The organism is Methylobacterium sp. WL12, assembly GCF_008039475.1.
Lineage (GTDB): Bacteria > Pseudomonadota > Alphaproteobacteria > Rhizobiales > Beijerinckiaceae > Methylobacterium > Methylobacterium cerastii.
Genome location: NZ_VRUW01000198.1, coordinates 1 through 1,686, shown reverse-complemented (window position 1 = coordinate 1,686; position 1,686 = coordinate 1). Strand labels below are relative to the sequence as shown.

2 protein-coding genes are annotated in these 1,686 nt (G+C 72.6%); both read right to left on the bottom strand.

From position 1 onward, the window contains the following. A partial coding sequence (locus FV226_RS27415) for a four-carbon acid sugar kinase family protein (protein WP_147765394.1) occupies nt 1-769 on the bottom strand: 769 nt, incomplete at its 3' end. Then, on the bottom strand, nt 766-1,560 hold the full coding sequence (gene otnI / locus FV226_RS27410) for a 2-oxo-tetronate isomerase (RefSeq protein WP_147765393.1): 795 nt from the start codon (nt 1,558-1,560) through the stop codon (nt 766-768). The genes otnI and FV226_RS27415, both read right to left, overlap by 4 nt. Between the last annotated feature and the right edge of the window lie 126 nt (nt 1,561-1,686).

Below are 1,686 nucleotides of genomic sequence, written 5' to 3'. Positions count from 1 at the left end.
CCATGGCGTCGGCGGCGGGCGCGCCGCGGCCGTCGGCGACGAGCGCGCGGGCGAGGCCGAGGCCGAGGCCCGAGGCGCCGCAGGAGACGCGGTGCCCGAGGGCGGCGCGGCCCAGGATCTCGAGGTCTGACTCGAAGATCGCGTCGGCGATCGCCGCGCCGTGGCCGTCCGCCGCCAGGGCGTCGAGGCGGGCGGCGACCGCCTTCGGCCCCTTTGCCACGGTGGCGATGTCGACGAGCCCGACCGTGCCGGCGCTCTGGCGGGCGAGCACCCGCACGAGGTTCGAATCGCGCATCGGGTTGAGGGGATGGTCCTTCAGCGGGCTCTCGGCCAGCAGGGTCGCGCCGACGAAGAGGTGGCCCTGGCAGACGCTGCGCCCGGTCTCGGGGAAGGCGGGCGTGACCAGCGCGATCGGCTCGGCCGCATCCGCCAGAAGTGCGTCGAGCACCGGGCCGATGTTGCCGGCGTCGGTCGAGTCGAACGTCGAGCAGACCTTGAACAGCACGTGGTTCGCGCCGCGGCGGCGGAGCCAGGCGTCGGCCTCGCGCGACCGCGCCACCGCCTCGCCCGGCGCGACGGACCGGCTCTTGAGCGCCACCACCACGGCGTCGACCTCCGGCAGGACGAGGTCGTCGGCCGGCACGCCGATGGTCTGCACCGTGCGCAGGCCCGCCTTGGTCAGGGTGTTGGCGAGGTCGGAGGCGCCGGTATAGTCGTCGGCGACGCAGCCGAGGGCGAGGGCTCGGGAAGGAGACTGCGAAGCGCTCATCGGGCGTCTCCCCGCTGGCCGGCGCGATAGGGCGCGAACCAGCTTAAGCCCTCGACGGTGCCGGCGGCCGGGTTGTACTCGCAGCCGACGAACCCGTCATAGCCGAGCCGGTCGAGCTCCGCGAACAGGAAGGCGTCGTCGATCTCGCCGGTGCCGGGCTCGTGGCGCGCCGGCACCGAGGCGGTCTGCACATGCCCGACGATCGGCATCAGCTCGCGCAGGCGCATCGTGACGTCGCCGTGCATGATCTGGCAGTGATACAGGTCGAATTGCAGCTTCAGGTTCGGCAACCCGAGGTCGCGGATCAGCGCCGCCGCCGCCCCGAAATCGTTCAGGAAGTAGCCCGGCATGTTGCGGCCGTTGATCGGCTCCAGCACCAAATCCCGTCCGGTGCTGCCGACGGCCTCCGCCGCCCAGGCGACGGCGCGGCGGTAGGCGTCGCGCGCGGTCGAATCGTTCGGGTCGGCCAAGCCCGCCATCAGGTGGAGGCGCCCGACGCCGGTGGCCTCGGCGTAGCGGAGCGCTGTGGCGACGCCTTGCTTCAGCTCGTCGAAGCGCTCGGGTAGGGCCGCGAGCCCGCGCTCGCCGGCCTCGAAGTCGCCCGGCGGCAGGTTGAACAGCGCCTGGGTCAGGCCGTGGCGCGCGAGCCGCTCGGCGATCGCGTCGGCCGGATGCGCGTAGGGGAACAGGAACTCGACGGCCCCGAAACCCTGGTCCGCGGCCGCGGCGAAGCGGTCGAGGAAGGGCAGCTCGGTGAACATCAAGGTGAGGTTGGCGGCAAAGCGCGGCATGGTTTCGAACTCTTTCTGCGCCGGTCTCGACGTCGGTCCGCGTCGAGACCGGGCGTTAGATCCCCGGTCGTCCCACCCTTGCCCCACCCCATTCCCTCATCCTGAGGTGCCGGAGCGAAGCGGAGG

Bases quoted from the DNA above. Each gene is read 5' to 3' on its own strand.
- otnI (WP_147765393.1), bottom strand. From the start codon at position 1,560: ATGCCGCGCTTTGCCGCCAACCTCACCTTGATGTTCACCGAGCTGCCC.